Annotated in this window: 22 protein-coding genes and 1 tRNA gene; 14 read left to right on the top strand and 9 right to left on the bottom strand. The window is 68.0% G+C overall.

Features of this window, described 5'->3' with window-relative positions:
- Positions 1 to 50 precede the first annotated feature (50 nt).
- The 5 genes from AC1RNC_RS21935 to AC1RNC_RS21955 form a co-directional block, all read right to left on the bottom strand.
- Positions 51 to 1,067: a DUF1612 domain-containing protein gene (locus tag AC1RNC_RS21935; protein WP_062098487.1), complete on the bottom strand. Its 1,017-nt coding sequence runs from the start codon at positions 1,065 to 1,067 to the stop codon at positions 51 to 53.
- Between the two features lie 130 nt (positions 1,068 to 1,197).
- On the bottom strand, positions 1,198 to 1,566 hold the full coding sequence (locus AC1RNC_RS21940; RefSeq protein WP_062098489.1) for a single-stranded DNA-binding protein: 369 nt from the start codon (positions 1,564 to 1,566) through the stop codon (positions 1,198 to 1,200).
- Between the two features lie 741 nt (positions 1,567 to 2,307).
- Positions 2,308 to 2,739 carry a helix-turn-helix domain-containing protein gene (locus tag AC1RNC_RS21945; RefSeq protein ID WP_369797878.1) on the bottom strand — a complete coding sequence of 144 codons (432 nt, stop codon included), beginning with the start codon at positions 2,737 to 2,739 and terminating at the stop codon, positions 2,308 to 2,310.
- Positions 2,740 to 2,903: 164 nt separating this feature from the next.
- Positions 2,904 to 3,836 (bottom strand): DUF2493 domain-containing protein, encoded by a 933-nt coding sequence (locus AC1RNC_RS21950; RefSeq protein WP_062098493.1) that lies wholly within the window; start codon positions 3,834 to 3,836, stop codon positions 2,904 to 2,906.
- 167 nt (positions 3,837 to 4,003) lie between these two features.
- Positions 4,004 to 4,525, bottom strand: a complete 522-nt coding sequence (locus AC1RNC_RS21955; RefSeq protein ID WP_062098495.1) for a GcrA family cell cycle regulator — start codon at positions 4,523 to 4,525, stop codon at positions 4,004 to 4,006.
- Between the two features lie 380 nt (positions 4,526 to 4,905).
- On the opposite strand from AC1RNC_RS21955, the gene AC1RNC_RS21960 reads away from it, so the two are divergent.
- The 4 genes from AC1RNC_RS21960 to AC1RNC_RS21975 are packed head-to-tail and all read left to right on the top strand — an operon-like array spanning position 4,906 to position 7,135.
- The gene (locus AC1RNC_RS21960; protein ID WP_062098497.1) at positions 4,906 to 5,523 is read left to right on the top strand and encodes a DUF433 domain-containing protein; all 618 of its coding nucleotides are present in this window, start codon (positions 4,906 to 4,908) and stop codon (positions 5,521 to 5,523) included.
- Positions 5,520 to 5,927, top strand: a complete 408-nt coding sequence (locus tag AC1RNC_RS21965) for a DUF5615 family PIN-like protein (RefSeq protein WP_062098499.1) — start codon at positions 5,520 to 5,522, stop codon at positions 5,925 to 5,927. The genes AC1RNC_RS21960 and AC1RNC_RS21965 overlap by 4 nt, the downstream gene beginning before the upstream one ends.
- A gap of 39 nt (positions 5,928 to 5,966) precedes the next feature.
- Positions 5,967 to 6,896 (top strand): HEPN domain-containing protein, encoded by a 930-nt coding sequence (locus AC1RNC_RS21970; RefSeq protein ID WP_062098501.1) that lies wholly within the window; start codon positions 5,967 to 5,969, stop codon positions 6,894 to 6,896.
- A gap of 23 nt (positions 6,897 to 6,919) precedes the next feature.
- Positions 6,920 to 7,135, top strand: a complete 216-nt coding sequence (locus tag AC1RNC_RS21975) for a hypothetical protein (RefSeq protein ID WP_062098503.1) — start codon at positions 6,920 to 6,922, stop codon at positions 7,133 to 7,135.
- A gap of 169 nt (positions 7,136 to 7,304) precedes the next feature.
- Here the strand turns inward: AC1RNC_RS21975 and AC1RNC_RS21980 are convergent, their stop codons facing one another.
- Complete coding sequence (locus AC1RNC_RS21980; RefSeq protein WP_492888305.1) at positions 7,305 to 8,594, bottom strand: PDDEXK nuclease domain-containing protein; 1,290 nt, start codon at positions 8,592 to 8,594, stop codon at positions 7,305 to 7,307.
- A 249-nt stretch (positions 8,595 to 8,843) separates the two neighbouring features.
- Between AC1RNC_RS21980 and AC1RNC_RS21985 the strand changes: the two genes are divergently transcribed.
- The 6 genes from AC1RNC_RS21985 to AC1RNC_RS22010 all read left to right on the top strand — a co-directional run bounded on the left by AC1RNC_RS21985 (position 8,844) and on the right by AC1RNC_RS22010 (position 13,998).
- Positions 8,844 to 9,548 (top strand): hypothetical protein, encoded by a 705-nt coding sequence (locus AC1RNC_RS21985; protein WP_062098416.1) that lies wholly within the window; start codon positions 8,844 to 8,846, stop codon positions 9,546 to 9,548.
- A gap of 787 nt (positions 9,549 to 10,335) precedes the next feature.
- Positions 10,336 to 10,833, top strand: coding sequence for a helix-turn-helix domain-containing protein (locus AC1RNC_RS21990; RefSeq protein ID WP_492888306.1), 498 nt, complete (start codon positions 10,336 to 10,338; stop codon positions 10,831 to 10,833).
- Positions 10,834 to 10,853: 20 nt separating this feature from the next.
- A tRNA-OTHER gene (locus AC1RNC_RS21995) sits at positions 10,854 to 10,960 on the top strand.
- Between the two features lie 59 nt (positions 10,961 to 11,019).
- Positions 11,020 to 11,871: a DUF5677 domain-containing protein gene (locus tag AC1RNC_RS22000; RefSeq protein WP_492888307.1), complete on the top strand. Its 852-nt coding sequence runs from the start codon at positions 11,020 to 11,022 to the stop codon at positions 11,869 to 11,871.
- Positions 11,868 to 12,974 carry a DUF3800 domain-containing protein gene (locus tag AC1RNC_RS22005; RefSeq protein ID WP_492888308.1) on the top strand — a complete coding sequence of 369 codons (1,107 nt, stop codon included), beginning with the start codon at positions 11,868 to 11,870 and terminating at the stop codon, positions 12,972 to 12,974. Before AC1RNC_RS22000 ends, AC1RNC_RS22005 begins: the two co-directional genes overlap by 4 nt.
- Positions 12,964 to 13,998 carry a hypothetical protein gene (locus AC1RNC_RS22010; RefSeq protein ID WP_492888309.1) on the top strand — a complete coding sequence of 345 codons (1,035 nt, stop codon included), beginning with the start codon at positions 12,964 to 12,966 and terminating at the stop codon, positions 13,996 to 13,998. The genes AC1RNC_RS22005 and AC1RNC_RS22010 overlap by 11 nt, the downstream gene beginning before the upstream one ends.
- Before the next feature lie 66 nt (positions 13,999 to 14,064).
- Here the strand turns inward: AC1RNC_RS22010 and AC1RNC_RS22015 are convergent, their stop codons facing one another.
- Positions 14,065 to 17,034, bottom strand: a complete 2,970-nt coding sequence (locus AC1RNC_RS22015; protein WP_492888310.1) for a TrlF family AAA-like ATPase — start codon at positions 17,032 to 17,034, stop codon at positions 14,065 to 14,067.
- Between the two features lie 106 nt (positions 17,035 to 17,140).
- Entirely contained in the window at positions 17,141 to 17,335 is a 195-nt protein-coding gene (locus AC1RNC_RS22020; protein ID WP_062098404.1) for a hypothetical protein, read from the bottom strand.
- A 323-nt stretch (positions 17,336 to 17,658) separates the two neighbouring features.
- Between AC1RNC_RS22020 and AC1RNC_RS22025 the strand changes: the two genes are divergently transcribed.
- From AC1RNC_RS22025 to AC1RNC_RS22040, 4 genes are all read left to right on the top strand, one after another.
- Positions 17,659 to 18,210 (top strand): RNA polymerase sigma factor, encoded by a 552-nt coding sequence (locus AC1RNC_RS22025; protein ID WP_062098402.1) that lies wholly within the window; start codon positions 17,659 to 17,661, stop codon positions 18,208 to 18,210.
- A 16-nt stretch (positions 18,211 to 18,226) separates the two neighbouring features.
- A complete protein-coding gene (locus AC1RNC_RS22030; protein WP_062098400.1) occupies positions 18,227 to 19,180 on the top strand; it encodes a FecR family protein in 954 nt (317 codons plus the stop codon).
- Between the two features lie 103 nt (positions 19,181 to 19,283).
- Positions 19,284 to 22,223 carry a TonB-dependent receptor gene (locus AC1RNC_RS22035; protein ID WP_062098397.1) on the top strand — a complete coding sequence of 980 codons (2,940 nt, stop codon included), beginning with the start codon at positions 19,284 to 19,286 and terminating at the stop codon, positions 22,221 to 22,223.
- Positions 22,217 to 24,253: an Atxe2 family lasso peptide isopeptidase gene (locus tag AC1RNC_RS22040; protein WP_492888311.1), complete on the top strand. Its 2,037-nt coding sequence runs from the start codon at positions 22,217 to 22,219 to the stop codon at positions 24,251 to 24,253. Before AC1RNC_RS22035 ends, AC1RNC_RS22040 begins: the two co-directional genes overlap by 7 nt.
- Here AC1RNC_RS22040 and AC1RNC_RS22045 read toward each other — a convergent pair.
- Entirely contained in the window at positions 24,225 to 25,898 is a 1,674-nt protein-coding gene (locus AC1RNC_RS22045; protein WP_492888312.1) for an asparagine synthase-related protein, read from the bottom strand. The two genes, AC1RNC_RS22040 and AC1RNC_RS22045, sit on opposite strands and share 29 nt — an antisense overlap.
- Positions 25,899 to 25,952: the final 54 nt, after the last annotated feature.

The following is a 25,952-nucleotide window of genomic DNA, read 5'->3' on the forward strand; positions in this document are numbered from 1 at the left end:
GACGCCCAAATGGGAACTTCCCCATTTGCCCACCTGGCTGAGCCCCCGCGCTACAGCCGCCAGGCGCGATAACGCGAGCGGCCGCTGACTTCCATCACCGACGCGCCCAGGCTCGTCAGCAGCCGCCGGGCCGTATGGCCGGCGACGCCCAGGTGCTCGGCCGCCATCGCCGCACTGACCAGGGGCCTGGCCAGCAGAAGGTCGACGAGATCGGCCGAGCGGTCGTTGGACCTGCGGCCTCCGACGCGCTTGAGCACCACCTGACGCGCCAATTCCAAACGCTTCATCTCCCCAAGGCCCGCCTCGGCCCCGACGGCCACGACTTTCAGCCAGTAAGCCAGGCGCGCAGCGGTCGAGGCGGCCATGAAGCCGCGCGGCGGCTGAAGGTGGGTGCGGCGCGGCGCCTCGAAGGCGAGGAGACAAGAGCGCGTTCGTCCTGACAGACGCAGGGCCTGGGCGACCATGACGCCGCCGACAAAGGTCTGGCGGGGCAGGGGATTGACCAGGCGCCAGCCCTCCAGGGCCGCGGCCGCGCGCAACAAGGCCGGGGCGCGACCGGGCAGGCGGCGCGTCCACTGCACCCATTCCTCGATCGCCTCGAGCGGATCGGCCGTCTCGCCCCGGCTGAGGGACCGCACAAGGTGGGTAAGCTCGCCGACAAGGTCGCGGGTCTCCGGGCCGGTATCGAGTTGGACCTCGTCAGGCTCGATAGAGGAGGGGGCCAACAGGGGCGGCTCGCCGCGATAGCCCGCCAGCCAGGCCGCGCCATGGGCTGTCTGCAGCTCCGCGCCCGCGCCGCGCGCCCGACGCCGAGCGCGCACCAGGCCATAGGTCGCGCGCAGAGCCTGGTCGGGCAAGCGCGCGTCCATCTGGGCGTCGTGCAGAACCAGGTCCTCCATGTCGACGATCTCGCCGCTGACCCAGCCCCAGCCATTGGCCTCGATGAAGTCGACGCGCGCGGCCCAGCCTTCGGCGAAGGCGCAGGTCTGGGCGCGCGCGTCGAGTCGGCTCACCGTGTCCTCGGCCTTGGCGAGGTTCAGAAACAGCCCTTCGACCGCAGCGTCCAACAGGTCCGTTCTCCGCGCCAAAAAAGGGAGTCTGGGTGACGCACATTTATAGCCTTTAAGTGTGCGTTACGCCATCTACCCAAAAGACCCGCCCCGGGAGCCGGAAGCTCCGGGGCGGGGAGGCGGCCGGTCAGGCCTCCTCGTCTTCGGGATTGGTCTCGGGACGGTCGAGCGACTTCAGTTCGTGACCCGGACCGGCGACCACCACCTTGGTGAAGTAGCGTTCCTGGCCGTCCTTGTCGGTGTAGTGCTCGTTGCGGATCTCGCCTTCGACATAGACCTTCGAGCCCTTGGGGAGGGGACGCGAGGAGAGCCACTTGACCGTCGCGGGGCTCCAGATCTCCACCTGGTGCCAGGTGGTGAAGTCCTGACGCTCGCCGTTCTTCTTGGTGTAGCGGCTGGTGGCGACGCGCAGGACCGCCAGGGCCTTGCCGCCCGAGGTGGCGCGGATTTCAGCGTCCGCGCCGGTAAAGCCGATCAGTTGAACCTTGTTGAGCATGGTCTTTCTCCGTCTTCCGCCGGGAGGGGCCCCGGCGGCTCGCGGTCCCTGCCGCGATCACGCGTCCTGGCAGGGCGGGGCAGGAGGGACGGGCCAAGGCCCGCGGGCGGCTGGACACCGGCCTGCACGCAGCGCAGCGGAGGAAGGCCGGAGGCTCCGGCGGCCCGCGCCTCGCCCCGCGAGGTCGGCTTTGACCTGGCCCGCCCCGCCCTAGGGATGGCGTGACCGATCGCGCGGGTCCGCGGCCCTGCCGGGCCCGGTCCTGTCGAAGAGGAGACCCGCTCAACACGGTGATGATCGACGCGCCTGCGCCGACGCCCTCCGGACCCAACCAGGCAAGGCCGCCAGGTTCTTAGCCGCCGCCCCGGCGCATCAGACGGTGACGCAGGACCTCGCCTCGGCTCGCTCGAGGCTGCCGCCCGAGACGGATCAAGGCGCCGTCGCCGTCCCTGCCAGGGCCGCCACGGCTCTGTCGGCGAAGCACAAGCGCCATCGACAAGGACGGCCAAGGCGCGTCCAACCCGCTAGAACGCCGGCCGGACACGATGACCCGCCGCTCGGCCGACGAGATTCGCCTGTCAGGACGAGGGGGAGGCTCCTTGCTGCCCGGCAAGCCGGCGCACCGGGGTCGCGCCGAGGAACGAATCGCCAACCTCTAAGGTTGGCGCCGCGCCGAGGCGGTCTCGCAATATCTGGCGTTTCGTTCCGGGTTTATTCCAGGGACGCCGAAGGGGCGCGGGATCAGCTCATCAGAGGGCTGTCTTCCTCCGACATGGCGCGCACCAGCTCCAGGATCTGCCGACGGACGCGCCCGCGTCCGATCCTGGCGAACTTCTCGGCGAGCTCCAGGCCCTCGGGGGTGCTCAGGAAGGCGTCCATCGTGCGCGAGGCCGCCTCGCCGGCCGGGTCGGGCGCGCCGTCGGCCGGATCGGCGAGACCTTCGAAGAAGTAGGACACCGGGACCTTCAGCTCGCCGGCGATCTCGTAGAGTTTGGAGGCGCTGATGCGATTGGCGCCGCGCTCGTACTTCTGGACCTGCTGGAAGGTCAGCTTGAGGCCGGCGGCCAGTTGCTCCTGGCTGACGCCCATAACCTTGCGCCGCGTGCGCACCCGCCCGCCGACATGGAGATCCACCGGATTGGGCGAGCGGGAGTCAGGGGGAGAGTCCGCCAAGTCGAAGTCCTTCATCCAGCGCTGCGGGCCGACAGGGCCCGATGGGCGAGAAGAAAAGCGCCCGGCGGCGGCTTTTCAACCCTCATATTCTCCAGGGACGATCGCCATGGACCAAGCCGCCCGAAAAGGACGACGCGGCGACCGGAGCCCCCGCGTCCAGGCCATCAGGCCCGAAGCTTCACGCAAACGCAACGGATGCCGCGCTCGGCCGCCTTCTGGGCCAGGTTGAGGGCCGGCCCGAACGGCTTGAGGTCCTTTGCTCGGGCCGCGTCCAGCGAATTGGCCAGGGTCAGGACGCAGACCGGCTCCAGCTCCAGCAGCTCGTCATTGGCCCGGAACGGCGCGGCCCGGCCGTTGCGGTCGAAATCGGCGCGGGCCAGCACGGTCGTCACCCCGTGCGAGCGCGCCCACTTCTGGGCCAGCTTCTCCCCGCCGCGCGCGCCGGTGATCGCCAGGGCCATGTCGGGCCAGGTCTGGCGGGCCCAGTTGAGGGCGTCGAAGATCCGCCCAGCGTCGACGGCGGTGTCGGCCTGAGGGGCCGCGCGGAAGCCCACCACCACGGCGCCCGGATCGACGGCGCGATGCCGGCGGGCCTTCATCGCCCGGATCGCTTCGCGGGCCTCGACCTGGGCGGCCGACAGGCGCGAGGCCTTGACGCTGCCGCGCCAGGGCTGCCAGGCCTCGCCGGTCGCCAGGGCGTAGGCCTGGGCGGCGGCGTCGCGGATCATTTCCACGGCCTGGACGGCGACGTCGGCGGCGCGGGTCCGCTGGGTGGCCTCCTGCAAATCCGTGTCGGCCACTTCCGAGCCGTTAAAGTCGCGAACCTGGCGCTGGAGCTCGTCGCGGGCGCGGTCGGCTTCACGCTCGATCCGCTGAGCGGCCGAATGAAAGGCGCCGATCAGGGTCTCGGCCAGGGTGGTCTGGAAATCCTCCAGGGCGGTGTCGGCCAAGAGGTCGAGCAGCTCGGTCATCACGCAATGGCCCAGCTGGACGAGGGCGTCCTCGGGCGGGTGCGGCCGCGGATCGTCCAGGGCCAGGGCCTGGGCCTCGAGGGCGGTGAGGGGGCCGGTGAGGAGGGCAGGGGAGATGGCGGTCATGGGACCAGTCCTTCAAGCGGTTGGAGAGCGAGCCCGTCGGCTCCCGACCGCCTCCGCGCCGCCGGTCGGTCCCGGCCGCAGGGGCTTTGAGCGCAGCGTCCCTTGCGGCCGGGGCCAGCCGGTGGCGAGGTCGCTGGGGCCACGGGCGGCCCGCCGCCGCGAACGGGTCACCGGCCGCCCCAGCCCCACCGCTCCGGCCGCTTCCCGGCCGCCTCGCGGTCCGGCTTGACCTGCAGACGCGGCGGATAGGCCACCGCGTGATGACCCGGACAGTAGGGGCCCTTGCCGATGACCGCCGCGCCGCAATAGCCAAAGCCATCCGCCTTGGGGTCGCCCACCGGCCAGTGGCAGATCCGCGCCGTCAGGGCCGCGCCGTCGAACACGCGGGCGACCGCCTCGATCGTCCGGACCTGGGGCGTTCGCGCCCGCACGGCCGGGGCGGCCGGCGGGGGAGGGGGCCTGGACGGCGATGGCCGGCGCGGGGTCGAAGTCCTTGGCCGTTCTGCCCGCGCCCGGCGCGGGGTCGACGGCTCCATGCGTCCGGCCAGGCCCAGGCGATGGACCTTGCCGATCACGGCGTTGCGGGTCACCCCGCCCAGGGCCTTGGCGATCTCGGCGGCGGAGCGGCCCGCCAGCCAGAGGGTTTTCAGGACGGTGACGCGCTCGGCGCTCCAGGAGGAAGACGGCATCGGACAAACCTCGTCTGCTCGCGCCCGATCGGCGCGCAGACGGGTCCCTTCCTTTGCCTTTCCCCAGGCTGGGCGGGTCCCGGCCCACCCTTGAGATTCTCCGGTATTGGCAGGCCGCCCGCCCCCGCCTAAACCTCGTCAATTCCGATCCTGGCCCCGCCCCATCGGGGCTCGCCCGGGAGGCCAGCGTTATGTCCAGGCTCCGGCTAAAGACGCTGGCGGGTGTCTATCAAGCGCCTTCTCAACTCCCGGAGCGGCTGGTCAAGGTCGACGTCCCGACGCCGCGAGGCTCTAGCGCGTGGCGCATGATGCGCTTGGCGACAGCGCCGGAATGGTCTATTTAAAGCCTTCCACGCGCCCGGAAACATTTAGACCAAGCCATGGCTCGCAGCGCCGCCCCCCTGACCGCCAACGAGGCCGCATCCGTGACACGCGTGCCGCTAAAGCAGGTTCATCGCATCATCGACGCGGGCCTGCTGCTCGACGGCGTGCAGGTGCGCTCCGGATCCCGGTTGATCTCCGGGCGGGCGCTGGTGGGGCTGCGGCTCGCGCATCTGACGGCCGACAGCCTGACGGCCGAGGCACGCCGACGCGTCATCCGACGCGTCCTGGAGGACCCCAGGGCGACGACCGTCGAAGACCATGCCGTGACCGTGCCGGTGACGCCCGCCGCGGCCGATGTCCTGGAAGGCCTCGAAACCCTGGACCGCGCCAAGGCCGAGATCGCGATCGATCCTGAGATCCTGGCCGGCGCTCCGTGCGTGGTCGGGACGCGCATCCCGGCGCACGACCTCGCCGACATGGTGGCGAACGGCGCCTCCGTCGAAGCGGTCGTGGCGGCCTACCCGTCGCTGACTGCGGAGCAGGTGAGACTGGCCAGCGTCTACGCCACCGCCTATCCTCGGCGGGGACGGCCTCCGGCCAAGCCAGCCTGGCGCCAGGCAGAGCCGACGGCGCTGAAGACCTTGAGTTTGGACGCGCTGCCGAAGGCGCCGTGAAGTACTTGATCGACGAATGCCTCAGCCCGGATCTGGCGGCGCTGGCGCGGGTCCATGGCCATCCAGACTCTACCCACGTCTCCTGGCTTGGCCTTTCGGGCCAGCCCGATCACGTGATCACGCGCCGCGCCGTCGACGAGGGCTTTGTGCTGGTCACCCACAACACCGCCGATTTCCGGGCGCTCTACGGCCGCGAGGCGCTCCACCTGGGACTGGTGGCTTTCAACACCTCGGCCAGGATGATGACCCTGCTCCTGCAGAAGCAGCTCTTCTTGCAGGCCATGAACGAGCTTGGACCCGACGAGGACTTCAATTTCGCGCTCGAGATCAGCGTCGACGCCGAGCGTCGGGTAACCATCGCGCGATATGACTTACCTGGCTCGTCGCCAGCGCCCGCGCGATAGCCTTGTCCCACACGGCGCGGTCGGCGAGACTCCACGGCGATGAAATCGAATCTCGACTACCTGCCCGACCGCCAGCACCGGGAGCTGGACAAGATCGTCGGCTGCCTGCTGGCCGGGTTCGAGCAGGCCGTGGCGGGCGGCACCCAGGCCTGGCGGCGCGGGGCCAAGATCTACAAGATCATCCTCTTTGGCAGCTACGCGCGCGGCGACTTCGTCGACGAGCCGCACAACGGCTACCTCTCCGACTTCGACATCCTGGTGGTGGTCAGCGACGAGAAGCTGACCGACACGGCCGACTACTGGTACGAGACCGAGGAGAAGATCGCCCACGACCCGTCGATCGGCCGGATCGTCAACCTGATCATCCACGACCTTGGCGAAATCAACGCCGCCCTCGACGCGGGCCAGTACTTTTTTCGGGAGGTCATCGAGCAAGGCGTCGTCCTTTACGAGGTGCCCGGCCATGCCTTCCACCCGCCCAAGCCCCTGACACCCCAGGCCGAGCTGGCCCTGGGGGAAAAGTATTATCGCCAGATCTTCGACACGATAGAGACGCGGATCGAGACCGCCACTTTTGCGATGTCGAAGGGCGATACGAAGGATTGGCCTCACAACGCGGCCTTCAACCTGCACCAGGCCGTCGAGGCGGCTTACATCGCCGTCTTGCTGCTGACCGGCTTCTACGCCCCGCGCTCGCACAACATCCTGTTCCTGCGCTCCCAGGCCGAGGCCAAGGCGCCGTCGCTGATCCCGGTCTGGCCGCGCGACACCCGCGCGGCGCGCAAGCCGTTCGGCAAGCTCAAGCGCGCCTATGTCGACGCCCGCTACAACCAGGACAGCTTCCACATCACCCAGGCGGAGCTGGAGCACCTGAAGGCCAGCGCCGAGCAGCTGATCGGCCTGGTGCGGGCGGTCTGCGACGCCCGGCTGGCCGAGCTGCGGCGGGCCGTCCACGACGCTCGGCCGTGATCGTCAGGATCAAGAGACGATCCATGACCGAGACCCGCATCCACCCCGAAACCGGCAAGATCCTGCGACGCGCCACCCGCGCGCACACGGTGCGGTTCGGCGCAATCGAGCGCGTCGTCCAAGCGCCCGGCTGGTATCCCGAAGACGACAGCGACTCCCTTCACTCCGGGGCCGATCTCGCCAAAGCCGATCAAGCCTTCAGCGAACTCCAGGTCGCCTCCGTCGAACAGGCCCCCTGACGCCGGCGGGTCCGCCACGCCCGCGTCAGGGATCGTAACCCGAAGGGCCAAGACCCGCGTGCGGGGCTTGGGGCGGCCAGGCCGCCTAGAGCCCGGCCGCCGCAGGCGGGACGCCCAGGCTGCAACAAGAACCGATTATGCCTGCGAAGGGGTCGGCGCGCCGATCTTATCAGGGGACCGGCGGCATGGCCTTGAAGATGGCGAGCAATTCCTCCCCGACCTCGCGGGCTGAGGCGACGGCCGCTGGGTCGTTGTCGAGGCCATGCGCCGCGCGGTTGGCGAGCGCGATGATCGGCGCGAGACGCGCGTGGTCCTTCGGGCTCAAGCCATGGCCGACCAAGCGTCGAACGCCGTCGGACAGCGAAATCGGCCGCTCCCCGTCAGAGCCCAGGAGTCTGCGGACTTCCCGCTCCAGCTCGATGCGCAGGCTGACCAGTGAGAGGTCGCCGAAGTCCTGGGACAGCTCCTCGGTGGATGGCAGAGCCTGCTTGAACGCCTTGGGCAGCTTGGCGAAGGTGTATTCGGCCACGCCCATGGGCTTGTGGCTGTCCCGCAAGGCATATTCGACGATCACCTTGTTTCGGGTCCGGCAAAGGATGATGCCGATCGAGGGCTGGTCGTCGGGATGACGAAGCTGATCGTCCACCGCCGACAGATAGAAGTTCATCTTGCCGGCGAACTCGGGCTTGAACTCCTCGATCTTCAGCTCGATCACGACATAGCAGCGCAGCTTCAGGTGATAGAAGAGCAGGTCGAGATAATAGTCCTGGCCGCCCACCTCCAGGTGGTGCTGACTTCCGACGACGGCGAAACCCTTGCCCAGCTCCAGGATCAGCGACTTCAGCTGGTCCAGCAGACCCTTTTCGAGATCGCGCTCCAGCAGGTCCTCGGCCATGGCCAGGAACTCGAAGCTGTAGGGGTCCTTGATCAGCTGCTGCGCCAGCTCCGATTGCGGCGCGGGAAGGGTTCGTTGGAAGTTGGTGAGCGCCTTGCCTTGCCGATGGAAGAGATCGCTGTCGATCTGGTTGGCCAGAACGTTGCGGCTCCAACCCAGCTCGACGGCTTGCTCGATGTAGAACTGGCGTTCAGCCGGATCGGCGACACTGTCCAGCAGTTTGATGTGATGGCCCCAGGGCAATTGTGCAGCACCCTGCTGCACAAATTCAGCATCGGGGTAGGCTTCGGCGAAGCGCCTCATATATTTGAGGTTTCGAGGTGAGAACCCTTTCATTTCCGGGAACTCAGCCCGCAGGTCCGCCGCGAGGCGATCAATCACCTTGGCGCCCCAGCCCTCGCGCGCCTGGCGGGCGAGCACATCCCTTCCGATCGACCAGTAGAGCTTCACGAGCTCTCGATTGACCGAGACCACGGCCGCCAGACGCGCCGATCGGACCCGCGCCTTCAGATCAGAAAGCAGGTCGATATAGTCGACCGGAATCAGGGGAGGCGATGTCGTCACGCTGCATAGTAGCCCGATTTCGCATCACGCGCGCGCGACCCGGCCTGGCGGCGCGCCATGGGCCTGGACGACGACGCCTAGTCCAGAGGTCCGCTCGCCCCGGCGGCGTCGGGGCGGGCAAGGCCGGCGATCTTGGCGTCACCGCTTGTCGATATACCAGCAAGCCCCCGCCACCTTGATCGGGCGCGTCCAGCCGGGCTTCATTCCGCTCGGGGGAAACCGCCTGTGCGGGCTTAAACAAGGTGGGTCATGAGCTCGGAGTCTCAATCGACCTGGTTCCTGCGGTACCGAACGGACTTCATCCGTAACTATTACGACACGGCCGCCGAGCCGTTCGAGACGATCAAACGCAAGATCGAGGCCGAAGCGCCACCCTACGTTCCGCCATACTCCGAAGACGGGGAGCCGCCATTCCTGGAAGAATTCGACAACGCCGATACCGCGCTCAACGTGCTGGGGCAGTCGTGCGTGTCGCTGCTGTCGGACACCTTGAAGCTGTTCTTCGAGGACTGGAGCTCGACGGTCGTGCGGTTCGAACTTGACGATCGCGAGCGGCCGATCCTGAAGAAGGAGGGCTTCGTCGCCGCCTACCGGGCCGCCTTGGGCGAGATCTACCAGACCGACTGGAGCGATTGTCCGGTGCGGTTCGACGTCATCGAGCAGGTCGTGCTGGCGCGCAACCGCAGCCAGCACGGCGGCAGCCTGATGACCCTGCGCGTGACCCACGACCCGCGCACGCTCGATCGACACCCGCGCCCCCATTTCGCGCGGCCGGAGGAGGCCAAAGCGTGGACCGGGGGTGACGGACCTTGGAGCCGCTATGTCGCGCCGGCCGTGAGCGTGTCGCGCGCGTCGCTATTCAGCGCGATCGACGAGATCGAGGCGCTGGCCGACTGGCTGGACGCCGAGGTCCACCGGGCCTGGGCCTGGGTCGGGCGTCAAGGCAAGGCCTAGGCGTTCTCAGCAGACCCACGCCGATCTCTGGCCAGCCTGCCCCGACCGGAACGACGTCTTAGCGGCCAGGCCCAACGGCAACATCACGGCGACGCCGATGAGCCTGCAGCACCGTCACCGCCCGGGTGATCGTGCCGATCGTCGAGCGGCCGCGGGAGGCGACATTGGGCCGAGGCGCCACGAGTCCGTGGGGCGCGCAGATGCGCTACCCAATCTCTGGGCATGGCATGCGGCTTTGTATAGGGAGGAAGCGCCATCTCAAACGAGAAGGACCGCCCTTTTGCACTCCACCCGGAGGTGGATCGTGTGGCGGCCCGTGACCCCTTATAAGTAGCCTTTCGGACTTGAAGTTCAACTAAATGGGCCCGCTCGCCGTCGCCAATCCGCAAGCCGCCTCTTTCCGCCTGACAATATTGGGGCCCGCCCGAGCCCCGGGGCAGCGCGAAGGCCGGCGACCGGCCTCCCCGGATGGTGGAAATCGGTACGATTACGCCGTAAGATCACCGCCAAGCCCGCCCGGCGGATGTTTTTTCGCGCCTCCCCCAGGGCGCCAACGCCCCCCGGGGGAGACCCCAGCGCCTACCGCCCCCTAGGCGGGCGCGCCTCCCCGGCGGGAGACCCCTACGCCCGACCAAGCAGATTGCCGCCATGCTGCATCCCGTTGGAGCTGCATGCCCTGTCGCTCATTCCCAGATTCCCGCAACCGGGAGACGCCCGCGCCTCCCCCTCTAAGTTGCGCGCGGACCGGCCCGGGCTCATATCGGTTTCAGCAACCGGAGCCGAAGCGATGAGCGCCAAGGAAAAGGGCAAGGCCGCCGACGCGGACCTGCGCACGAACGAGAAGAAGTGGTCCAAGCCGCTGATCGAGGCGGGCTACACGGTGTTCCCCACCGTGATCATCGAGAACCAGCGCCAGCTGGGCCTGGACGCCGTCGACGTCAACATCCTGATGCACCTGGCGTCCAAGTGGTGGAAGGCCGAGGGCAAGCCCTATCCCTCCAAGGGCACGATCGCCCAGGCCATGAACCTGGACCCGCGCACGGTGCAGCGGCGGATCGCGGCCCTGGAGAAGGCCGGCTATGTCCAACGCGAGGAGCGGCGCGAGACCCCGACCGGCAGCAAGACCAACATCTACCACCTGGACGGCCTGATCGCCGCGGCCAAGCCCTTCGCCGAGGAGAAGATCGCCGACATCGCCGAGCGGGTGGCGATCAACAAGGCCAAGGCCGCCCGCAAGGGCGCGCCCAAGCCCAAGCTCACCCTCGTGGCGACCGAGGAGGACTAAAGCCTAGTCCTCCTCCCTGACGCGGCGTAGCTCAGCCAGGATAGAGCCCCTGTTTTCGACATGGACTGGGCGGTGACACGCCAGACTATGGGCAGGGAGGTCGCGGGTTCAAGTCCCGCCGCCGCGTCCCATCCCTTCCGCACCGGACCTCCCTTCGCGCCGTCCGACCTCTCCCCGAGCCGCTCCATGCGCCCCGAACTCGAAGACCACCCCGCCATCCAGTCGATCCGGGCCGAGGGGTTCCTGTCCCCGATCGCCGCCTTCACGCCGTCCCTGCGGGCGATGCACGCGGCGTGGTTCGGCCTGGCCGAGGACATCAACCGCCACGGCCAGGGGTTGATGAACGCGCTGGAGTCCGTTTGCCAGGGCCGTTCGACCCACGACCCGGTCTGTCTGACCACGCGCCTGCTGATGCGCAGTCTCTCGGCGTTCCAGGGCGCGGTCCTGCTGGCCGAGCGCGGCATGGCCGTCGATGCCGAAACCCTGGCGCGCGGCGTCCTGGAAAACGCTTTCTGGCTCGGCTACCTGGCCCGCTCGCCGAAGGAGGCCGTCGCCGCTCTCGTCGCAGAAGAACAGTTCAGCCAGAGGGCCCGCGACCGGGTGCTGCTCAAGGACATCGAGCAGGATCAGCCGGCCCGTCCGGCATTGGCCGCGAGCCTGCGCGCCAGGATCGCCAAGGCCGACGCGGCCCTGAAGGGCGCCAAGTCACTCAGTCTCCCGGCGCTGGCCGCGCGCGGCGGGGGTCCGGCCGACTATTTTGCCTACAAGATGCTGTCCTCCGGGGCGGCCCACGCCTCGCTCCACTCGCTGTCGAAACACCTGGCGAGCGACGGGGAGGGGACCTGGTCGGGCCATGTCACCGGCCCGGACGCGGACGGCGCGCGGCGGGCCCTGGTGCTGGCCACCCACGCCCTGCTGTCGGGCCTGCGCGCCGTCGAGGCTCAGGACGGCGCCGCGCCCAGCGACGCCCTCACCGCCCTGGGCCAGATTCACGCCGACCTTTGGACCAGCCTGCCACCGACCGGAGCGGCGCTATGATCAACATCGACGAGATGCGCGAGGCGGAACTCGCCATGGGCCTGCCGCGCCTGAACGCGGTCTTCACGCTCTACTACGACGAGACCAACAATATCCGCCGTCTTCATGTCCGCCCCGACGGCCTGAACGTCAAACAGCCCAAGGTGTTCGTCCTGGGCGGGGTGGCTCACCCCGGCGCGCCCAAGCCTGTCGACCTGACGCGGCTACGCGCGGATCTGCGCCTGCAGCCCTCGGTCCGCGAGCTGAAGTACAAGCACCTGGCCGACGGCGAATTTCTCGAGGCGCTGGCCTCGCCCAAGGTCGGGGTCTTCCTGGACTGGCTCTTGGGGGAGGGCTTCACCGTGCACCTATTCGCCCTGGACCCCCTCTACTGGTCCATTGTCGATGTCATCGACTCCATCCTGGCCGAGCACCGCGACTGGCGTCTCGATCAGGCGCGCGACCATCTCAAGAACGATCTCTACGGTCTTCTACGCCTCGAGCCGGACCGAACGATCAACCTGCTGCGCCGCTACGACTATCCGGACGTGGGACGGGCCCGCCGCAAGGCGTTCGTCGCCGAGCTCCTTGTCCAACTGCAGGAGCACGAGGCGGCGTTTCCGAAATTCAACTACGACATGCTCAAGGGCGTGCTGCAGATCGCCCGCTCGCTCGAACGCCTGCCGTTCCTGGAGGACGAGCGGCCCAACGTGCTGATCGACCGGTTCGCCACCTTCTTCGTCAAGCGCATCTGCCTGTTCAAACACAGCCACCACGTTCTGGACGTCGAAGAGCTGGTCAAGGCCGAGATGCTGCGCCAGCCGATCCTCGATCGCGGAGCGCCCTATGAGCGCTACCGCTTCGCCGACTCTCATGATGAAGCCGGGATACAGGTCGCCGATCTTACGGTGGGCCTCCTGGGACGCTTGTTCAGCTTCGTCGTCGCCCACGACCGCGACAGCCTCGATGCGATCCGGCGCTCCCTGAGCGAGCGGCAGGCCGCCACGCTGGCGAGCCTCTCGCGGGTGCTGGCCGACAGCCTAAAGGAGACCCCCGCCTTCGTCCAAGTCGTGATGAGCCTGGAAGATCAATTCAAGCTCTGGAGGTTCGTCGATGCCGCGTGATCCCAAATCCCACGGCGGCGCCGCGCCCGAAGGCGGCGATCGGGAGTGGATGAAGGCGGCGCGGATCGTCGCGGAAATCCCTTATCCTCCGGTCTCGGCCTGGGAGTTCAACCAGCTCAAGACCGAGGCGGCGGTGCGCGAACGCCTGCAGGACGCGACGGTCTACATCATCGCCCAGCGTCCGATCCTATGGTTCGACCGGGTCCGTGACGACGGCGGCGACATCAGGTTCGAGATCAACGACGGCTGGGGCCCGCCGGTGAAGGGGATCATCGATCCGCTGCGCCTAGGACTCTTCAGCCCCGGTGAGCCGATGCTGCTCGAATGCGGCTTCCACCATGACGCCGAGGAAACCCCGCCGCCCTGGGACCGCGCCGGAAGCATCAAGCTTTTCGACCGCGACAAGCGCCTGCGGGCCTGGTGGAGCCCGCAAAAGCTGCTGTTCGAGGCCTTGGCGCACGATCTCAAGGTCCCCTTCGCCGGAGACCTCGAACGGTTCATGGAGTTTGAGATCCACTATATCGGCAAGGCCTACGACCAGAGCCTCTGGGAGCGGCTGGCCGCCCATCGCCGCTATCTGGAGATCCTGATCAACGAGAAGGTCCGGGGCGTCGACCACGCCCAACCGTCGCTGGAAATCACCATCTTCGCCCTGGAGGTCGTAGACCTGGAAGAGCTTGCCGGCATGCGCGATGGGCCCGACGAGGACACACCCGATCCGCCTCATGTGAAGATCTTCCGCCACCCCGATGATCCGGCCGATCCGCGCTGGCAAGCCTTCAGGCGCCGCTGGGCCTACCCCCACGAACCGGCGGTGACGACCGAGCTCGAGGCGGCGCTCATCGACCTGTTCAAGCCCGAGCACAACAGGATCAAGGTCAAGAAGTATCCCAACATCGCCGGCGGCCTACAGGCCCTGGGCTATAGCGACACTCTGCTGCGGCTGAGGAATTGCCCCTACATCTTCCGCACCCAGGCCGGCGGGACGCCCCTGGAAGGCGCCGACCCCGGCAACGGCTGGTAGACCAGTTCAGTCGACGCTAGGAGCCGCCGCCCCGCCGCCGAACCGAAACGCCCTGTCCGGCGGCCCTCAGCGGTCCAGGCGCACCCGAAGCCGCCGGGCCCGCTCCATGAACGCCGCCTCGCCGCCCTCCAGGATGTCGCAGACGTCCTTGCGGATGTCGGCGTTCTCCAGGCCGCCGGAGCGGTAGGAAATCTCGGGCAGCTGGCCGCGGGCGTGGGGCCCGGCATGGGCGACGATGATCTGGTCGGCGTCGGTGTTGACCACCAGGTTGGCGTTGTGGGTGACCATGATCACCTGGCGCTTGGCCTTGGCGGCGATGAACAGCTCCACCAGCTCGTCGTGGACGGACTTTGGATCGAGGTTCTCCTCGGGCTGGTCGATGATCAGCGGCCGGTCGTCGGCCTCGTCCAGCGCCAGATACAGCAGGAGCAGAACGATGCCGCGCGTGCCCGGCGAGAGCTTGCGGATATCGATGTTGTCGTACTCGATGCCGTAACGGATTTCGATGTGGTCGGTCGAGTAGAGCCACTGGGCGAAGCGCTTGGTCCAGGCTCGATAGGCGGCCGCGTCGGCCCGCGCGACCAGGGCGTGCTCGAGGATGTCGTCCTGGTACTGGCTGCGGAACGCGTCCATGGCCTGGCCGACCGTCTGCGGGTCGCCCGTCTCCCAGGCGGTCTTCAGCAAGGCCTCGGCGGCGGCCAGGAAACTTCCTCGGCCCCGGAACGGACCCTGCCGGCGCAGGTCCAGCAGCTGCTCCTCGGCGGTCTTGGCCCAGTGTTCGACGTCGGCCGCCCGCGTGACCGAGAAGGTCAGCTTCTTCAAGGTGCCCTTCTCGGCGGCGAGGCGGTCCATCAACGGCTGGTAGAGGCTGCGCAGGACCCCCTCTTCGGCGGTCAGGGCCTCGAAGACCCGCCGGTAGGCGGCGGCGCGATCGTCGAGCAGGCCTCGGATCCGGTCCTCCGCGCCCTTGGCGTCGGCCAGGCGCTCCTTCAGCGCCTCCAGAAGGGCCGTCTCCTGGACGATCTTGGTCGAGAGGCCCTCGAACTTGCGCTGGGTGTCGGTGTCGATCGCCACGAGCTTCTGTAGGCGCTCGATCTCGGCGGTCAGGACGGCGAGCGAAAGCTTGGTCAGGTCCGCGCCCTCGCCGATATGGGGCGTGTTGGGGTCGGCCAGGGCCTGGGGCGCGGTTCCGCGCCACGAGGCGGCCAGGTCCCGGCAGCGCTCCAGATGGGCGGTGATCTGGGCGTCGACGTCGCCGGTGAAGTCGACCAGGAAGTCCTTCCAGTCGTCTTCCTTCAGCTTGGCGGCGGCGTAGTGGGTCTGGCGGGCGCGCAGGGCTTCGGGCGCCTGGTTGTCGCGCAGGTCCTTGACCTCGTCCTGCAGCGACAACAGCGCCTGATCCTGCGTGGCGAAGTGGCGAAGGGCGCCGCGAACGCGCTCGGCCGCGGCGGTCAGCGCCGTGAGCCGACCGACGCGCTGTTCGCTGCCCGGCGTCACCAGCTTGGCCCGATCGGCCACATAGCCGGCGATCTGGCTTTCCTTGAGGGTGATGGAGGCCTCGATACCCGGCTTTTGGCGGTTCTTCTCCAGCTCCGTGCCGATGCGATCCGACAGCACCACCAGGTTCTGCTGCTCGCGCTGGCGCGCCTGGCGGAAGCGGTCGGCCCGCAGGCTCAGCAGTTCCTGGAAATCGACCGCCCCGTCGCGCTCGAGCACCGGATGGGCCTCGAAGATCACGCGCTCGACCTCGGCCAGCAGCGCATCGGTCATGCCCTCGGCCGAACAGAGCTCCTCGACGAACTGCTGGGATAGGTAGCGGACCCGCGCCCCGGCGTAGCTTGGCCCCATGTCCGTGAGCGAGCGGGTCAGGGTCTGGCCCGAGCCCCAGTCCAGGGCCACGCTCGCCCCGTCCAGGAGACTCCCCGCCCGGGCCACGAACGAGGCGCTGGGGCGATCCTCGCGGCTGGGGTCGGGCAGGGCGTCGGCGCCGGCGGCGATCAGGTCGGCCAGGGCGGTCTTGCCCGAGCCGCGCGCCCCGATGATCGCCACCAGGCCGGGGTTGAGCGGGATGGACGGGGTCTTGGCCCAGGACGCATCGAGGATGCGCGCCTCGGTGATCACCTGGGACGGCGCGGCCCCCGCCGGCGGGGCGGTCCCGACATAGGCCCGGCCCTCCGGATCGATGCCGGCCTGGCGCAACGCGTCGAACGCCGCCGCGCCCTTGATCCAGGAGAACCGCTCCTCCGGATTGGCCAGGCGCTTGGGGTCGTGGGCGTCGCTGCCGTGCAGGCAGGGCTTGAGCCCGCCGTACCGCGCCTTGATCTGCTCGGAGCTGTCGGCCCGGCGGCCCAGCCAGAATTCCCGCTGCGCCACGCTGCTGGCGAAGATGATGTGCGCGAAGCTTTCGATCTCCTGGCGCAGGGTGGTGTCGCCCGCCTCGCGCACGCCCGAGGTCCCATCGGTCTTGGAGCCGGCGACGGCGATCAGGATATTGCCCCTGGCCCAGGCGCTGGCGCGATACTCGTCGCGGAGCTTGCTGAGGTTGACCTTGAACTGGGAGGCGCCGTGCCGCAGGGCGGCGCGATCATCGACAACAGCCGGATCGAGCTTGCGACCCAGCCGGGTCAGGTCCTCGGGCGTGCAGGTGAACTTGTCGCCGAGGCTCTCGAACGACAGCCGCCCCAAGAAACGGTCGAGCTCGGCGAGGTGGTCTGGATCCTCGGGACTGACCAGCAGGTGGATGTTGGCCCAGTTGCCCGACACCGTGGCGATGTCCAGCCGCAGCTCCACGTTCGGAAACAGCAGAACGCCGGGAAGGCGTCCGTCGCGCTGATGAGCGAGCACGGCGCGATAGGTGTCGGCGCTATAGTAGTCGGTGACCCCGATCGCCTCGATCGGCGGGTCCGCCGTCTCCAGGCCCGTCAGGTACGCCGCCCACGGATCGCCGCCGAACTGATCGTTGAACAAGGTGCCGGGCGCATGCACATGCGGCTCCCAGCGACGCCAAATCGATCCGCGGCTTGCGGCCTCGGTCATGCCTGTCTCCCCCGTCTCGGCGACAGGATAGAACGCGACTACGGGCCGCGCCACCCGCATCGCTTGCAGTGCGGCGGTCCAAACGCCCGTTCGCCGCCGAGCCGCGCTAAAGCCGCGCGCCCGTGCTCATGGCACGGTAGAAGTCGGCGACGTTGTAGCGGGTCCCCTCGGCGGTCTCGATCACCACCCGGGTGCTGCCCTGCGCCTCGAAGGCGCGCCCGACCGCGTAGGCCTCCTCGGCCGTCTCGCGGCTGGTGGTCACCGCTCCCATTGTATTGACCCCGGTGATCTTGAACGTCATCGGCGTCGCCGTCCCTTTCGCACCGTCTTGCCATCGAAGGAACCGTCGTTCTAGACTCGACCCGCGTCGCTGAAAGCGCGGCGTCGAGGCGTGAGAACCTCGCTTGATAGAGCCGCTTCGCGCCCGGACGTCACCCGGCGCGACCGGTGTGCCTGCGACGCTGGCGTCGACGACGACGCGCGCCTTGTCACTCAAGCCATGGTCTCAAGGACCCGACCCTCGTCGGGCGACGCCTCACGGAGGCAAGCCATGGCCGGTGGCCAAGATCCAAAGGGCGGGTCGGTGACGACGCCCGCCGCAAGGCCGAGCGGGGAGAGGACGCGATGAGCGAGCTTCTTGTCGAACCGCGTCCCGCGTCCAACGAAACGGACGCCCCGGCGCCCAGCGGCGAGGTCGAGCGCCTGTTCCGCAGCCAGGCGCCCCGGTTGTTGCGCCTGCTGACCCGGCGCTACAGCCGCGAGGAGGCCGGCGACATCGTCCAGGAGGTCTTTCTGCGTCTGACCGGCGCGGCCAACCGCCAGACCCTGACCAATCCCGAGTCCTACATGAAGGGCATCATCTGGAACCTGCTGCGCGATCGCTCCAAGAGCTTCACGCGGCGGATCGAACGCAGTCACGCCGAACTGCAGCCTGACCGCCACGCGACGGAGGAGGGCGATCCGCATCAACTCCTGGTGGCGCGCCAGACCCTGGCGCGCTACGAAGCCGCCGTCGGCACGATGAAGCCCAAGACGCGCGAGGTCTTCCTGCGCCATCGGCTCGACGGTGAAAGCTACGGGCAGATCGCCGAGGAGCTGGGCATGAGCGTGAGCGGGATCGAAAAGCAGATGGCCAAGGCCGCCGCGCATCTCAAGCGCGCCCTGTCCAAGCGCTGAACGGGGAAGGGGGCCAATGAGCCAGCAGGACGAGGCCAGGGACGAGGCGGCGGCGCAATGGTTCGCACGGATGCGGGGACCCGGCGCCCTGACCCATCGCGCCGCGTTCGACGCCTGGCGGGCCGATCCGGCCAATCGCCAGGCCTATGAGGAGCTCGAGCAGCAATTCGAAGAAGCCGGCGTCCTGGCCCAGTCGCGCAGACCCGAACTGCGTCATCGCACGCGGCGTCGCCGCGACCGCGCGCCGGTCTACAAGATCACCGGGGCCCTGGCCGCCTGCGTGATCGCGGCCGCCGTCCTGTCGATGATCGTCTGGCGCGGAACCCAGGCCGAAACCCGCTACGCCACGGGCCTTGGCCAGATCCGATCGGTGATGCTGGCCGACGGCTCGTCCCTGGTGTTGGACACCGACAGCATCGCGACGGCCATGACGCGCGGCGGCCGGCAGGTTGTTCGGCTGGACCACGGTCGAGCCCGGATCGTCGCCGCGGGGAACCTGCGGATCGAGGCCGATCGCGCCCAGCTTGACGGCGAGGGCGCCACGATCGATCTGGCCCTGGCCCCGCAGGGCGGCCTGGCCGTCACCGTCGTCTCGGGTCAGCCGCGCCTGACCGGCGCAGCGGCGAAGCTGCTCCCCGCCGGCACGACCTTGCCGGCCGGCCGCGAGGTCCTTTTCGGGCCCAAGCTCTCGTCGGTGAACATCCGCCTGGCCTCCAGGGTCGAGGCTCAGTGGCCGTCGGGCCTTCGCAGCTTCGATCAGACGCCCCTGTCCGAAGTGGCCGCAATCGCCAACCGCTACAACAGCCACAAGATCCGCCTGGCCGATGCGTCCATCGGAGCCCTGCGCGTGTCGGGCGCCTTCCGGGTCACCGGCGCGAAGGAGCTGGCCAACGGCCTGGCCGCCGCCTTCGGCCTCACGGTCGTCACCGCCCCGAACGGAGACCTGATCCTCAGCCGCGCGGCGGCCTGACGACAAGGCGGTGACACCGGCGTGAACTTTTTTGGGAGGCGGCGGCCCCCCGCCTCGTCCCTAGCCCCCAGACACGACGCGCTTGCGTCCTTTGGGGGAAACCATGTTCTCGATCTCGACCCGCCGGGCCCTGCTCGCCAGCGCCGCGGTCCTCAGCCTGACCCTCGCGGGCCAGGCTTCGGCCCAGACCCGTCAGCCCACGGCCGCGCAAGCCTACGACCTCAAGCGCCAGGATCTCGGCCAGGCCCTGACCGCCGTAGCCCAGGCCAGCGGTCGCGAGGTCATCGTCCCTTCCGACCTGGTGGCGGGCAAGGCCGCCCCCGCCCTGAAGGGCCGGTTCACGGCCGACCAGGCCTTCGAGCGCCTGCTGGCCAACACCGGGCTGGTCCTGATCCCGGTCGGCGACAAGCTGGTCCTGCGCCGGGCCTTGGCCGCCGCCCCGGGGGAGCAGACGGCCGGCGACCCTGAAGTCCTGTCGGAACTCGTGGTCACCGGCACGCGCATCCGGGGCGCCGCGCCCGTCGGGGCAGCGCCGATCGTACTTTCCCGAGAAGACCTGGCGAAGAGCGGATACGCTACGGTAGCCCAACTTATTCAGGCCACGCCTCAAAACTTCGGCGGAGGACCGAGCGAGACAACTCCAGGTCTGAGCATCCGCAACGGCGCCGACGCCAACCTCGGCAACGGATCGGGCGTCAATCTCCGAGGGCTGGGCCCAAGTTCTACGCTGGTCCTTTTCAACGGCGTGCGTCCGGCCCTGGGTGGGGTCTCCGGGACGTTCGCCGATCTGTCCCTGGTGCCGTCGTTGGCCGTCGAGCGCGTCGAGATCCTGGCGGACGGCGCCTCGGCGCTCTATGGCTCGGACGCGGTAGCCGGCGTGGTCAATATTGTCCCCCGGCGCAACTTCGACGGGGCTGAGACAGCGGCCCGGATCGGTCTGGCCAATGGCTTCAATGAGTATTCGTTAGGTCAGATCTTTGGACGGCGCTGGTCGAGCGGACACGCGGTCCTGGCCTACGAGCACTACCATCGTGACAATCTGGCCGCATCTGATCGCGACTACGCGACCGAGGATCTGCGCCCCTTCGGCGGATTAGACTATCGAACGTCCTATGGAGCGCCGGGAACCATTGTCGCGGGCGGACGAAGCTTCGGCATTCCGGCCGGTCAGAATGGCCGCGCTCTCACCGCGGGTCAGTTGTCAGCGGACCGTCCTAACCTCGGCGATGTGTGGGCCAGCAGCGATCTGCTGCCCCGGCAATCGCGGGACGCGGTCTATGCCGGCGCCAGCCAGGATTTCGGCGCAGACCTGACTTTGTTCGGCGATCTGATGTGGGCCCAGCGCGACTTTGAAAGGCGCAGCATCGCGGAGGTGAGAACGTCGAGCGTCACGTCCGCCAACCCGTTCTATGTGGATCCGATTGGCGGCGGCCAGCCGATCCAGGTGAGATACAACTACACGGGCGACTTTGGTCCGATGACGAATTCCGGCTCGGTGAGGGCGCTCAACGGCGTAGTCGGCGCCACCTATCGCCTGAAGGCGTGGTCCGCAACGGCGAGCGCGGGCTACGGCCGGCAAACCGAAGCCACGCGCACCGACAATCAGATTAACACCTATCGGCTGGGCCTGGCCCTAGCCGACACCAATCCTGTGACCGCCTACAATCTCTTCGGCGATCCGGGCTCCACGTCGAAGGCTACGATCGACAAGGTCCGCGGATTCTCCAGCAGCCGCGGGCGAGCAGCGGTTTGGTTCGTCGCGGCTAAGGCCGATGGGCCGCTGTTCTCGCTTCCAGCGGGTGTCGCCCGGCTGGCGGTCGGCGCTGAGCGTCGAGAAGAAGAGTATCAGAAGTCCTCGATCAGCGACCTTGCCGCCGCAGCGCCGCGCTCCATCCCCAACGCCTATCCACCGGGCAGGACCGTCTCAGCTGCCTATGCCGAATTGCGCGTGCCGCTGCTGGGCGAGGGCCAGACGCCGCTGCGTCGCCTGGACCTGTCGTTGGCTGGGCGCGTGGAGCGCTACGATCAATGGGGCGTCACCCGCAATCCCAAGGTCGGGCTCGACTGGCGACCGATCAAGGGCCTGGTTCTGCGCGGCGCCTATGGGACCTCGTTCCACGCTCCGTCTTTCGAGAACCAGATAATCGGCATCGGCACGGTCGGCTACCAGCCGATCACGATTCCTGATCCCAAGTCGCCCACAGGGATGTCGACGGTTCTGGGCTTGCTGGGGAACACCACGAATCTTGGCCCGGAACGGGCAAAGACTTTCACGATCGGCGCGGAGGCGAGACCGACTTGGCTGCCCGGCCTGCACGCCACAGCGACCTACTACAAGATCCGCTACCGCGACCGGATCGCCAATCCCAACTCGGCGGCTTTCGACGTGCTGCCTAATCGCGATGTTTACGCCAGCTTGATCAACGAGCACCCGACCCTCGCCGAGGTTGAGAGTTACTATGCCTCTCCGTACTTGCTGAACTTCGACAACATCCCCGCGTCGGCGGTGCAGATCATCCTGGATCTACGGGTGCAGAACCTGTCCGTGGTCGACCAGGACGGCGTCGACTTCGCTCTCGACTATGGCGCGGATTTGGGTCCTGGCCGCCTTAGCGCCAGCCTCAGTGGCAGCTACACCCTGGGCATCGAGCAGCGCTTCACACCGACGGCGCCCAAGATCGACGTTCTCGGCTCCGTCGGCTCCCCCGTGCCCCTGCGCCTGCGGGGTCAACTGGGCTGGAGCCAGGGTTCGATCGCCATCACTGCAGCAGTCAACTTCACGGACGATTATCGCAATCAGACTGTTTCGCCAGCCCAGCACGTCGACGCCTGGACAACCACTGACCTCCAACTGAGCTACCAGTTCCGAAACGGGAGTGGTCCATTGTCGGGGGTGCGGGCGGCTCTATCCGTCACCAACCTCTTCGACAAGGACCCGCCGTTCGCCGTTCTGCGCACGCCGACGACGGTGATAGGCTTCAACCCGGACAACGCTAGCCCCGAAGGGCGGCTGGTGTCGCTGCAGGTCGCCAAGGCATGGTGAGGCGTCGCCGTTCCATCGCCGTGAGGCTCTGCGCGGTCGCCTGGACCTTTACGGCCATCCCGGCGGCTGGATCGCCCAGCCAGCGCTCCCTCATCGAGATCGTCGATCTCTCCAGTCCCGCGATCTCCCCAGACGGGCAACTGGTCGCCTACCGGCAGAACCAGGCGTCGATCGAGCGGAATCGCCAGGAGTTATCCTGGTGGCTGCGCCCGCTGGCCGGAAAGGTGCGGCCGCGCAGGATCGCCGGTGGGGGCGAGGCGATCTGGCAGGACTACGGCGGACTTCGTGCCGAGGCGCCGCGCTGGGCGCCTGATTCCCGGTCGTTTTTCTACCGAGCGCTGATCGACGGTCAAGTTCAGGTGTGGCGCGCGACGATCGACGGCAAGGCGGCTCAGGTCACCCACGATGACGCCGACATCGAGACGTTCGGTCTTTCGGGTGACGGCGCCCGATTGATCTACGCCGCCGGCCCGACTCGCGAGGCGCTGATCCGCGCGGAGCGCCGGCAATATGATCTGGGTGTCCGGATCGATCCGCATGTGGATCCCAGCCAGAGCCTGTTTGCGGCGATCGAGGTCAATGGCCGCCTGTCGGCACAGAGACTGACTGGTCAGTGGTTCGACCACGGAACAGTGCTCTGGGACACTCCTCGCCGGTATTTCACCCAAGACCTCGCGTCGGGCGAGGTGCGGGTGGCGACCGAGACGGAGGTGGCAGCGGCCGGAATCATCCCGCCGGCTAAACCTGAACTTCTGGCGCATGCGGCTATCTCGGCCCGCTCTGCGGGTGAAGATCTGGAAGCAGTTGCCTTGGGCGAAGGCCCTGACCGCCGACTTGAGATCCGGCGCGGCGCGACCATTATCGCTACCTGCACGGCCCCGGCATGCCGTGTCCGGGTTGTGGCGTTGGGTTGGCGCGGCGACCGGGAGGTGATCTTCACAGCGGTCGATCCGCGCCGTCGGCAATCGCTGTGGGCATGGCGACCCGCTTCCGGTGAGACCCGCCTAGTCACCGCAGCCGAGGGGGTTCTCGACGGCGGCGACGGCCTTGGCGCGCCCTGCGCGTTCGACGCAAAGCAGGCGGTCTGTGTCGCAGCCGCTGCGTCGGTCCCGCCGAATCTCGTGCGTATCGACCTAGCTACTGGCCGTCACACTGTGCTGGCCGAGCCGAATCTTGACCTGAAGCGGGAGGCCCCGAGCGTCGAGGCGCTTTTCTGGCAAGATTCGTCCGGACGATCGTTCACTGGATTTCTCGTGCGGCCGGACAAGGCGCCGCCAAGTCGGCCCTGGCCACTTTTTGTCACGTACTATGTGTGCGACGGGTATTTGCGTGGCGGCACCGGTGATGAATGGCCGCTCGCCGTGTTGGCTCAAGCCGGTATCGCGGCGCTGTGCATCACCAAGACCCCCGCAGCGACCGGCGCCTACGATGCCGCCAGTGAGTACGCGGCCGGACAAGCCGGGATTGAATCGATCATCGACCAGCTGGCGGCGCGTGGCTTGGTCGATCCTCGCAAGGTCGGGATGGGCGGCCTGAGCTTCGGCAGCGAGGTCACGACTTGGATGGCAATGCGCACCGGCCGCTTGGCCGCCGCCTCGATCGCGTCGACCCAGGTCGAGGCCGCCTATTACTGGGCGCAGGGGGTGGCCGGGCGTGACACCCCGGAGGCCCTGCGTCGAGTCTGGGGCCTCGGTCCGCCCGGCGAGACGCCGGAGACTTGGGCCAAGCTGTCGCCGGCGCTCAATGTCGACCGGATCCAAGCGCCCATGCTTGTGCAAATTCCCGAGCAGGAATACCGGATGATCCCGGAGTTCGTCGCCAAGCTGTCACGGTCGACCACACCGTCCGAGGTCTGGGCCTTTCCGAATGAGCCCCATGTTCTGGTTCAACCACGCCATCGCGCCGCCGCCTATGCGCGTAATGTCGACTGGTTCCGGTTTTGGCTCCAAGGCTACGAGGATCCGGATCCGGCCAAAGCAGAGCAATACAAGCGCTGGCGCTCTATGGCGGCGCGTCGTCCTGCGCCGTAGGCGACGCGGCGGCGGTGCGAGTCCAGGCCCGAGCCCAAGCTTCGGCGTCGGCCAATTCTAGCAGCCGGTGGGCATGGCTCGAGTGCCCCGTAGCGAGGGCGGCTTCCAAGGCCCGGCGATCAATCAGGCCCGCCTGGGCCAACAGGCCTCCTAGAAGGGCATCGCGCACGGCGGCGCGATTGCGCTCGAACACCCCTGTCACATAGTGATCGACGCCGCCCTTGGACCGGCGCTCGACCACTCGCGCGGGCAACCTGTGGCGATAGGCGAACCTCGCGACTGCACGGTCGCGCCCTCCCTCGATCCAGCGCCAGGCGGGGAGACTAAGACACGCCTCTAGCACGGGGCGCGACAACAGCGGCGAAATCGTGGGCACGGTGGCCGACCTCCCTTGACCGTCGATATAGCCGAGGATGAAGGCGATGGCTTCGATGTGGAGGCTGTGCCCAAGTAGAGCGCGCGGCGGCGCGGCCGCGAGCCAGGGATGCAGATCACGTCGCTCAGGCCGAGCTTCCGACGCAATGAAAAGGGTAGCCGCGCCACGATCGGGGTCAAAGGTCCGACGGATCGAGCGAAATGTCATTCGCGCCGTAGTCCAGATTGACACGTTGTGGCGATCGGAAAGGTCGCCCAGAGAGCGCAGGAAACCTAGACCTGGTCCGCAAGCTCGGAAACGGTCGGCGACCGGGGCCGGCGTATTGAGGGAGCAGAATACACTGTCACCGCCTGCGCCGTTGAATACGGCGTCCGCGCCGAGGGCTCGACAATGGCGCTGAACGACGCGATGGGCCGATCCCAACACACCCGGACGGCCGGGTCTTGGCAGACACGGTTCCGACACCGCCATGGGATCGAAACCTTCGATGGCCAGAAGATGCTCGTCTATGGGAAGGTCGAACGCCGCAGCGACAGCGCGTGCGTAATCGCGCTCGTCGCCTTCAGGTCCGGGCGAAATACAATGCACCGTCGAAAGACCGCGGTGACCTGCCAGGGCCGCCGCGACGATTGAGGAATCCAGGCCTCCCGACAGTTCCAGCGCTGGGCGCTCGAAACACCCAGCCAGAGTCGCGGCGCATAGGTCGATCCGCGCGCGAAGCACGCTAGCCGCCCGGTCGAGCGACGATCGTGAGAGCGCGCGGTCTTGCACGAGCCATGGATCCCAGAAAAGCCGCGTCGCGGCGTTTTCGGAGCCGACCGTCGCAGCTGCTCCGGGAACCAACTCATCGAGCCCAGAAAGACAGGTCCTGACCCCCCGCGCGCGCCGATAGACGATGTCCTCGGCGAGCACGGCCCAGTCGATCCCGGGCGCCGGCATGCCGGCCTTCAGCGCGAGAGAAAGATCCGATGTGAGATAGACACCCGCGGGTGTCTTGGCGATGTAGCAGGACAGGCCGCCGCTCGGATCGCGTGCGATCTCGAAACGGGCATATGTAGCTCCGGCGGGTCCGCGGCATGGTGCGATCGCAACGCAGGGCCCCCAGTAGCGCCCAAGCAGCCCTTCTACATCAAGACCGCACAAGTCGCTGGGACGGGCTGATGTTCCGGTCGCGTCGAACGCAAGGCCCAGCAAGATGCGGCCATCGGAGCTGACGACGCGAGGTAATCGTTGCTCGGCCAAGAGCAACAAGCCATTCTGGGAATGCACGACCTTTTCAAACCGGGACCGCGCGAAGCGCGCCTCTAAACCGCGTCTCGCGGC

It is taken from the genome of Caulobacter sp. GW822-FHT01G02 (assembly GCF_058802865.1).

What these genes read in the sequence shown, in the direction of transcription:
- AC1RNC_RS22005 (WP_492888308.1), top strand. Translation starts at nt 11,868, where the DNA reads ATGATCAACATCGACGAGATGCGCGAGGCGGAACTCGCCATGGGCCTG.
- AC1RNC_RS21990 (WP_492888306.1), top strand. Translation starts at nt 10,336, where the DNA reads ATGAGCGCCAAGGAAAAGGGCAAGGCCGCCGACGCGGACCTGCGCACG.
- AC1RNC_RS22010 (WP_492888309.1), top strand. Translation starts at nt 12,964, where the DNA reads ATGCCGCGTGATCCCAAATCCCACGGCGGCGCCGCGCCCGAAGGCGGC.
- AC1RNC_RS22015 (WP_492888310.1), bottom strand. Translation starts at nt 17,034, where the DNA reads ATGACCGAGGCCGCAAGCCGCGGATCGATTTGGCGTCGCTGGGAGCCG.
- AC1RNC_RS22040 (WP_492888311.1), top strand. Translation starts at nt 22,217, where the DNA reads ATGGTGAGGCGTCGCCGTTCCATCGCCGTGAGGCTCTGCGCGGTCGCC.
- AC1RNC_RS21955 (WP_062098495.1), bottom strand. Translation starts at nt 4,525, where the DNA reads ATGCCGTCTTCCTCCTGGAGCGCCGAGCGCGTCACCGTCCTGAAAACC.
- AC1RNC_RS21960 (WP_062098497.1), top strand. Translation starts at nt 4,906, where the DNA reads ATGGCTCGCAGCGCCGCCCCCCTGACCGCCAACGAGGCCGCATCCGTG.
- AC1RNC_RS22000 (WP_492888307.1), top strand. Translation starts at nt 11,020, where the DNA reads ATGCGCCCCGAACTCGAAGACCACCCCGCCATCCAGTCGATCCGGGCC.
- AC1RNC_RS22030 (WP_062098400.1), top strand. Translation starts at nt 18,227, where the DNA reads ATGAGCCAGCAGGACGAGGCCAGGGACGAGGCGGCGGCGCAATGGTTC.
- AC1RNC_RS21970 (WP_062098501.1), top strand. Translation starts at nt 5,967, where the DNA reads ATGAAATCGAATCTCGACTACCTGCCCGACCGCCAGCACCGGGAGCTG.
- AC1RNC_RS21985 (WP_062098416.1), top strand. Translation starts at nt 8,844, where the DNA reads ATGAGCTCGGAGTCTCAATCGACCTGGTTCCTGCGGTACCGAACGGAC.
- AC1RNC_RS22035 (WP_062098397.1), top strand. Translation starts at nt 19,284, where the DNA reads ATGTTCTCGATCTCGACCCGCCGGGCCCTGCTCGCCAGCGCCGCGGTC.
- AC1RNC_RS21950 (WP_062098493.1), bottom strand. Translation starts at nt 3,836, where the DNA reads ATGACCGCCATCTCCCCTGCCCTCCTCACCGGCCCCCTCACCGCCCTC.
- AC1RNC_RS22020 (WP_062098404.1), bottom strand. Translation starts at nt 17,335, where the DNA reads ATGACGTTCAAGATCACCGGGGTCAATACAATGGGAGCGGTGACCACC.
- AC1RNC_RS22025 (WP_062098402.1), top strand. Translation starts at nt 17,659, where the DNA reads ATGAGCGAGCTTCTTGTCGAACCGCGTCCCGCGTCCAACGAAACGGAC.
- AC1RNC_RS21975 (WP_062098503.1), top strand. Translation starts at nt 6,920, where the DNA reads ATGACCGAGACCCGCATCCACCCCGAAACCGGCAAGATCCTGCGACGC.
- AC1RNC_RS21940 (WP_062098489.1), bottom strand. Translation starts at nt 1,566, where the DNA reads ATGCTCAACAAGGTTCAACTGATCGGCTTTACCGGCGCGGACGCTGAA.